Here is an 8,251-nt window from a genome sequence, read left to right on the forward strand (position 1 = left end):
ACATGTATGATCCGGCGCCCGCGTCCAGGGCGGTTCTGGTAGGGGCCAGCACTTTCACGGCACTGGACGACCTCCCGGCGGTACAGGCCAATGTCCCCGCATTACGGAGCCTGTTGGGTGACCCGGTGCTGCATCTGGCCGCCGAACAGTGCCAGACACTGGTGGACCCGGCCTCCCCACGCGAGGTGTCCGCTGCCGTCCGGGCGGCCGCCCGTGAAGCCACGGACACCCTGCTGGTCTACTACGCAGGACACGGGCTCATTGACCCGGGCACCGGCCTGCTGCACCTGGCTGTCCCCGACAGCGACCAGGACTCCGTCTTCGACACCGCCGTACCCTATGAGTGGATCAAGCGGTCCATCGAGACAAGCGGCGCCGCCCGCAGGATCGTGATCCTCGACTGCTGCTACAGCGCCCGTGCCTTCGGTGTGCAGTCCGAGTCGGTCGCGGCACTCGCTGAGATCGACGGCACCTATCTGATGGCGGCCGCCGCGGAGACCGCTGTGGCACTGTCCCCGCCCGGCGAGCCCCACACCGCCTTCACCGGCGAACTCCTCGAGTTGCTGCGAAGCGGCGTCGCCTCCCCGAACGAGTTCCTCGACCTGGACGCCGTCTTCGACCAACTCGCCCGACGCCTGCAGGCCAAGGGCCGCCCCCGCCCGCAGAGCCTGTGCCGCAACAGCCTCGGCTCCTGGCCGTTCGCCCGCAACAACGCCTACCAGCCCGCGCCGGAAGGCCGCACTCCGATCCCGGACGTCGCCCGCGCCCTGGACGCATCCCGCACCGTGCCGGTGCCGGTGCTGGCCGCGCAGATCAGCGGATTGAGCGAACACCGCCCGGCCACCGCGACCGAAATGGTCCACACCGCCCTGCAACACCGCCCGGTCACCGACCTCGTGCGCCTCTGCGCCGCCCTCTACCAGGCCGGCTGCCAGCGCCACATCGAGGCCGCCCTGCCCGCACTCGTAGCCGCCCGCACCGTCCAGGAATGCGCCGACCTCCTCGAACAGCTCCTGGCCACGCCCGCCGAAGACGGCGCAGTCGCCCTGCTGCGCCTGACGGCCGAACTCAAGCCCGCCGCGGACACCGTGCGCCTGGCCACGGCTCTTAGAGGTCCTAACAAAGGCGTTGGACGTGGCGGTGGGTGATCAGGCAGGTGGCGAGGCCGAGGAATGCTTCGTGGATGTCGTCGCGTCGTTCCCAGCGGATGCGTAGGCGGCGGAAGCCGTGGAGCCAGGCGATCGTGCGCTCGACGACGTAGCGGAAGATGCCCAGGCCGGTGCCGTGTGGCTCGCCCCGTCTGGCGATCACGGGCCGGATGCCGCGCTGCCAGAGCTGGCGGCGGTAGATGTCGTGGTCGTAGCCGCGGTCGGCCAGCAGAGCGTCCGGCCGCCGGCGGGGCCTGCCGACCCGGCCCGCGACGGGCGGGATCTTGTCGAGGAGGGGCAGCAGCTGGGTGACGTCATTGCGGTTGCCGCCGGTCAGCGATACCGCGAGCGGGATGCCCTGACCATCGACGATGAGGTGGTGCTTGCTGCCCGGCCGTGCGCGGTCGACCGGGCTCGGTCCGCTTTTGGGCCCCGTCGGGCAGCCCGCACGTGCGAGGAGTCGATCACCGCCCGTTCCCAGTCCAGCCGGTCCTTCGACCGCAGCTCGTTCAGCAGCAGCTGGTGGAGCTGGTCCCAGACGCCGGCCTCGTTCCAGGACGCAAGGCGCCGCCAGCAGGTCATGCCCGAGCCGAAGCCGAGTTCCTGAGGGAGGTACTCCCACTGGATGCCGGTGTGCAGGACGAAGAGGATTCCGCACAGGGCCTGCCGGTCCGGCACCCGCGGTCTGCCCTGGACCTTCTTCGGACCTGGCGTCGGCAGCAACGGCTCGACCAGCGACCACAGTTCATCCGACACGATCCACGGCCGCGACTGACGGTTTCCCATGCCCAGACCTACGAGCGGAGAGGCCGACAGTCTCATGATCAGCAGCTTTTGTTAGAGCCAGTTAGGCGGGCGCCCGTTGACGGATGTGTTCGCGGCGGGAGAGATCCGGGCGGTTCGTTTGCTCGTGATCGATGGTGCAGAAGCCGTCCTGGAGGGTCGCCGTGATCTGCTGAGGGACGTCGCCACTGCTGCTTTCAGGGCCGGGCTCGGAGTGGTTGCCGTGACCCGCAGTGACGGGGCCACGCGGGTGCGCGAGGTTGTGCAGTCCGCCGCAACGCAGGCTGACCGCCCCGAAACGGTGGCCCAGCACGTCGTATCACGGCTCACTCTCGACGAGCGTCGCCAGCTCGCCGAGACCTTTCACACCTTGATCCGCTTCAGCGCCGACACGCGAGCCGATTGGCTGGTCGGTCGGCCGGGCCTGGTCGATGTCCTGCTGCGGGCCGGCACCGTCACTGAGACCAGCACGCTGCTGTCCGAAGCCGATGTGTTCGTCGCCGTCTGGAACGGACTCGTCCGAAACGGCGAGGAGTACCTTCCCGGAGGCGCGTCACCGGACGAGCGGGAACAGGCCGTCCTCGCCGTTGCCCGCCGCGCGCTCAAGCTGCCGGACAGCCCACCCGCCGCTGGTGCGTCACTGCCGCGACTGCGATCCGACGCGGTCCTGCGCCCCCCGGCCAACCCCGCGTTCGCCGCAGGCGACGAGTTCGCCACCGACCTAATGCGCGACTTCGCCTTGTGTCGCCTGTTCTTCATCGAAGGATGGGAGCCCTTGAGGAAGGCCGGAGCGCCCCGCTGGGCGATCCGCGCGGTACGACTCGCCTGCCAGGCGAAGCTGCTCGCCGGGGACCGAGCAGCCGCCTGGCGCGAACTGCACAGCGAATTCCGGCAGCTCGGTGAGGACGAGGGGGAGCGGTGGACGGAAGTTCCGATGGAAGCACTCCTCACCCTCGGCAACGCCCAGACCGCGATCGAAAACGTCTGGGACGACCTCGCCGCCGATGACCACCGCGGCCTCAAAACCCTGCTGCGCCTAGCCGACCTGCGCTACATCACCAGCACCGTCGCAGACCCGTTCACCCTTGCACCGGTGGTCGCCCTGACCTACTGCACCGACCGTGACTTGGGACAGAACGATGCATACCCCCGGGGGATGGGCAAGACTATCCGCGAACTCGTGCTGGCATGGCTGCGCGGCATGGCCCGCGACACCCAGGGGCCCGACCCGCTGCGCCAGCAGGTCCGCGATCGCGTCCTCGCCGCGCACCCGGAACGCTACGACGACTTTGCGGTCGAGGCACTCGCCACCCTGGGGCCCGACACCGACGAAGCCAGCGAGCAGTGGCTGCGGAACACAGCCGCCAAGGCCCCAAGCCACCTGGCAGCCGCCGTGGAGTCGCTCGGTGCCGTCTTCATGGCCCGGACTCATCCGCGACTGCTCCTGGACCTCACCGAGGCCTACTACATCCACCAGCCCAAGCGAAGCCGCTGGGGCGGCGGAGGACTGCGCGACGAGGGGATCCGCAGCCACCGCCACACGGGCTTCGGCCCGCCCTTCGCCGCCTGGCACTTCGGACCGTTCTACTGGCTTCTGCACAGCCTGCCCGGCGACGCCCTCGACATGATCAATCGGATGCTCGACCATGCAGCGGAACGTCGTGTCCGCACGCTCCACCAGCTCAGCTCGAACCTTGACGAGCTGGATGCCCCGCTCGAGGGAATCAGCCTCGACATCCCTGGCATCGGGCCTCGCCACTTCGTCGGCGACAGCCATGTCTGGGGCTGGTACCGCGCTTCGACCGTCGGCCCCTACCCGTGCATGAGCGCCTTGATGGCGGTCGAGCAGCTTGCCGACAGCCTTATCGCGGCGGGTATGCCCTACGAGAGGGTCGTGCGTCTGCTGCTGCGCGGCTGCAACAATCTCGCTATGGCCGGCCTGGTCGTCGGCCTGCTCGTCCGTCGTCTCGAAGACGCCGGGGATCTGCTGGATGTCTGGCTCACTTCGCCGGCAGTGTGGGGCCTGGAGAGCTCGAGGACGACTACCGAGGGCCACTTCCATGTGCGGGGACCGGCGCTGGACGATGTGGCCGGTGCCGACCGGCGCACGACGCCCCCGCGCGAAGTTGCCGCTGATCTGACTCAGCGTGCCATGGTCGCAGGAGATCAGGCACGGCTGGACGCTTTGGCCGAGGTCGCCGACCGACTGGTTGCTACCGCGCGAGCCGAAGCCGGCGACAACTCCGACGGGCAACTCACCAGGGTCCAGGGGTGGGCGTCACTGCTGCGGTCGGAAAACCATCCCGCCTACCGGACTAACGACATGGTCGTCCTGCAGTACACGCCTCCCGCGGAAGTCGCCGAGCAGTTCGCTCCGCTCGCCGCCCAGGTCGCAGCCGGCAGTGAAGCGCTGCGCCTGCAGCACACCTACGGCGACTACGACAACTGGCCCGAAAAGTGGCAGGCCGATGCGCTTCTCGCTGATCTTGCGCTCGCGCGGAAGGTCGCCTCCGATCCACCCTTGTTCGGCACCCTGCATCCGCAAGACGCTCCGACCGCCGTCGCGGCCGCCGCCGTCGTCAGCCACGCTCGCGGGCTCGCGGTCGTCCCCGACGACGACCTGCTATGGGCCGCCGACAGGCTCCTCACCACCCCTACGACCGCGCCCCCCGGCAGCAGGGACGACGACAGCTGGGTATATCCGATGGCTGCCTCCGGCTCAGCCGCCCGCGCCCTCCCCTCTCTCCTCCTCGCCCAGTTCGATCACCTCGGCATCGCGCAGGACCGCATCGAACAGAACACCATCGCCCTGGCCGCGCTGCCAGACGGCATCCGCACCCTCTTCGCCGCTGGCTGCGCCCCCGTGTGGGAGTCCCCCTGCGAAGCGGACAAGGACACGGACACACCCTGCCGGCGCCACCAGCCCCTGTGGGCCGCCGTCCAAGCAGGCCTCGGAGGCTGTCGCCTCGGCCCCTGGCGGTCAGGAAACCGTCAGCCGGAGTTCCTGCCGCCCCCCTACTCCGACACTCTGCCCGCCGTTCCGGCCACCGACCTGCTCGTGAACCGGCTTGCCATGCCGATCGCCTGCACAGCCGCCGCCCGCAGTACCACCTGCCTGGCCGAACAGGCCACCCTCCTCCTCCCGATCCTGATGGATGCGCACCGCAACGGCGCCGACCACTGGATGACCGAGGGCTACGCCGGATACGACAGCCCCGAGCGCGAACTCGTCGTCCGCACCCTCATCACCCTCGCCGCCGCAGGCAGTACGGAACCCCTCACCACGCACTTGCGGACGTTCGCTGACAACGCCAACGCCCTGCAACAGCTACTGCACGACGCCGCTACCCTCTTTACCTACGACGCCCCGCTTCGCGCACTTCTCCCAGCAGTGTGGCCGCTGATCCTCACCACCACGCTCGATGCTCTTGACGCAGGCGCCACCCTGCGAGCGGACAACAGTCGCTGGGCTGAGTACGCCATTGCTGCACTGCTTCCCACTCCACAACTGCGCACCTCCGACCTCAACCCCGACGACACCCTCAACCGCGCGAACCGCGACTGGCTCGCACCCAGCGCCATCAGCGACGCGACCGAACGATGGCTCGACCGGGCCCGAGGCGAGGCCAAGGCCGCCGATACGTTGGCACGTTTCGCCCGCACCACCCCGTCCACCTGGCAGTATGCGACAGGCCTGCCATGGCTGGAACACGTGATCGACGGCCGCTATGACGCCTTCGCCAACCACTGCTGGAACGTCACCGGCTGGCTCACCGAACTCCGCGAAACCGGGCTACCTGGCACCGCTGCTCTGAGCCGATGGCGCCGCGTTGTCGACGGCCTCGCCGCCGCTGGCGACCGAGAAGCTGTCGAGCTTCAACGCATCGACGAGTAATGCCGACCAGCCGCCAGCGGCACTCTCAAGCCGATGTACAACCCCCTCAAGCCTTGTGGCGAGCCGGTCGGTGGGTCACGCAGGGGCACCGGCCGCCATCAGCTGGTGGAGGAACTCCGGTGTGGCTGCGGCAGAGCGTTGACCAGATGCTTCTCGGGCAGGACCTTCTGGCGCTGCTCACCCGCTCACGAGCTCGACGAAGGACGGAGTTCTCATGGCCTCTCCTACCGCTGCGCCCGGTGTATCTGGTGGGGCGTCGTCGCCGTTGGGGCAGCGGCTGCACGGACTGCTGAGTTCCGAGCGCGTTGTCGGTGACCTGCGGCATTACTTCGGCATGGGCCTGCCGCCCGGCGCGGTGGTGTTCACCGGCAGTCGGTTCGAGCATCTGGCGGGTGGGGGAGACCGGCCGGACGTTGCCGACCGGGTCACGGCGGAGGACTTGGTCGCGGTGCAGACGTTGTCGGTGACCGTTCCGGCGTCTGTCGCGTTGGATCTTCTGGAGGGCCCTCTCGGCGTGCGGCTGTCCGGTCTGCTGCACGCCATTCCCAGGGACATCGACATGGTCGACGCCGAAGCGGACGTCTTGGTCGAGGGCTCGCCGGCGGACCAGGCCTGGCACCTCCTCTGCGCCCAGCGCGGAGTTAACAGGGTCATCGCTGGCAAGCTCTTGGCTCGCAAGCGTCCGCGGTTGTTGCCGGTCTACGACCGTGTGGTGCGCTGCGCTCTGGGCCGCCCGCGCCCCTCGTTCTGGCTGGCGCTGCATGCCGAGCTGCGCGCGGACGACTGCGCCCTGCATCGCCAGTTGCTCGCGCTGCGCAAGATCGCCGGGGTGCCGGAGACGGTGAGTGCGCTGCGGGTGTGCGACGTGGCGGTGTGGATGGGGCACCGGGCGGAGGGGCACGCCTGTCCTCGCTGACGTCGGCAGCGAAATTGCTCCTGCGGCGTTCTGGCGTGTGAGGGTGACGGACTTTACCAACCGTCGCCGGGGTGTGTGGGACGTTCGTGTGGAGTGGTCCGTGGGGGTGGGGGAGGGGTGTGGACTCGGGACCGGAAGGTGCCGCCGGCGGGGTGGTTCCCGGTTCGGAGGGGGCGGTACATGATGGATAGCCGACTGGTGGTGGGCGACTTACGAGTGCAGGAGATCGTCCGTGGCCGACGGGCGGGTCTGCTACACGGTCGTGGATGCGGACTGCTCGGTGGTGGAGGAGGCGGACGGGTTCCTGCGTACCTGCCGGGCGGGTACGGACCGGACGTACGCGTATGTGCTGGTGGATCATCTGCGGTGGCTGCGGTTCGCGGGCCTGGACACAGAGTCGGTGTCGCTTGAGGACCTACGGCACTACATGGCGGCCCTCGGGCGGATTACCCGGGGCCGTTCGGTCTGCCGTGGCGGAAGGCAAGCGCCCCTACGGACACAGCACGTTGAAGACCGCGGCGGCCTGCCTGAAGGGCTTCTACCTCCACCTGGGCACCCGCGGCGTGAACCCGGCACTGGCGGAGCACTGCGCGTTACCCGTTTGCCGACGCGGGCGGACCGGCGGCGGGCGATGCTCGGACACGTCCTGCACAGCATGCCCGCGAACCCTCTGGCTCCCGCGGAGCGGGTGCGTCGGCATCCGAAGATGTTGCCCGAGGGTGCCCGGGATCTGTTGCTGGGGGCGGCCTCGTGCGCGCGGGACGGATGGTGGTCACGTGGCTGGCCGACGGTGGGTTCCGGATCGGCGAGCTGTGGCGGCTGCGCCTGGTCAATCTGCACCTGCGGGAGCAAGCCGCGTGCGGTCAATGCCGGGGGCCGCACGTGCACCTCTGCCACCGCGAGGACAACACCAACCGGGCCCGGGTCAAGACCAAGACGCCCTGGACCTGGCAGGACAACGCCGTGTGCGGGGTACGGTGGCCGGGCGAGCCGGCGATGATCCACACCTACTTCGAGTACATCACCACCCAGTACCCCGCCCAGACTGCTCACGGAATGCTCCTGGTCAGCCTGCACGGCCCCTCCCGAGGCCAGCCGTGGACCACCGCTGCGGCCCGGGGCATGCTGCGCCGGGCCGCAGCCCGTGGTCAGATCGGCCGGGTGGTACCGCACGCCTTCCGGCACAGCTTCGCACCGCAGTGCTGGACGCCGCACGGGGCAATGCGGTGATCGCACGGGAGGCCGGCGGCTGGGCCTCGGCCGCGACCGTCGAGCAGGTCTACGGCCACGTGGACGTCCACGACCGGTCTTCACCGCGGCGCTGGAGCAGGTGTGGGGGACACGGCCGTGATCCGCTGACGCTGCTGCCCGGCCGCACCGACACCACCCGCATCGGCCGTGACCGGCTCGAACTGCTCACAGCCCTCATCGAGGCCCCCGCATTCGACCGCTCTTTCGCGACACGCTGATCTTCATCCCGCCCCAGCACCCGGTCTACGCCTGCAGTGC

5 protein-coding genes and 1 pseudogene are annotated in these 8,251 nt (G+C 69.3%); 5 read left to right on the forward strand and 1 reads right to left on the reverse strand.

Annotated elements, in window-relative coordinates; translation table 11 throughout:
- Positions 1–2 precede the first annotated feature (2 nt).
- A complete protein-coding gene (locus NI25_RS37040; protein WP_158508474.1) occupies positions 3–1,148 on the forward strand; it encodes a caspase family protein in 1,146 nt (381 codons plus the stop codon).
- On the opposite strand, the pseudogene NI25_RS38160 reads toward NI25_RS37040, so the two are convergent.
- Positions 1,117–1,970: pseudogene (locus NI25_RS38160) on the reverse strand (IS5 family transposase). The gene NI25_RS37040 and the pseudogene NI25_RS38160 overlap by 32 nt on opposite strands.
- Before the next feature lie 40 nt (positions 1,971–2,010).
- Between NI25_RS38160 and NI25_RS39570 the strand changes: the two are divergent.
- From NI25_RS39570 to NI25_RS40440, 4 genes are all read left to right on the forward strand, one after another.
- Entirely contained in the window at positions 2,011–5,826 is a 3,816-nt protein-coding gene (locus NI25_RS39570; RefSeq protein WP_158508425.1) for a hypothetical protein, read from the forward strand.
- 265 nt (positions 5,827–6,091) lie between these two features.
- The gene (locus NI25_RS37055; RefSeq protein WP_233520660.1) at positions 6,092–6,742 is read left to right on the forward strand and encodes a DUF6308 family protein; all 651 of its coding nucleotides are present in this window, start codon (positions 6,092–6,094) and stop codon (positions 6,740–6,742) included.
- Between the two features lie 765 nt (positions 6,743–7,507).
- Positions 7,508–7,972 (forward strand): tyrosine-type recombinase/integrase, encoded by a 465-nt coding sequence (locus NI25_RS40435; protein ID WP_233520827.1) that lies wholly within the window; start codon positions 7,508–7,510, stop codon positions 7,970–7,972.
- Positions 7,969–8,211, forward strand: a complete 243-nt coding sequence (locus tag NI25_RS40440) for a hypothetical protein (protein ID WP_233520828.1) — start codon at positions 7,969–7,971, stop codon at positions 8,209–8,211. Before NI25_RS40435 ends, NI25_RS40440 begins: the two co-directional genes overlap by 4 nt.
- Positions 8,212–8,251: the final 40 nt, after the last annotated feature.

It is taken from the genome of Streptomyces sp. CCM_MD2014, from assembly GCF_000772045.1.
GTDB classification, from domain to species: Bacteria; Actinomycetota; Actinomycetes; order Streptomycetales; family Streptomycetaceae; genus Streptomyces; species Streptomyces salinarius.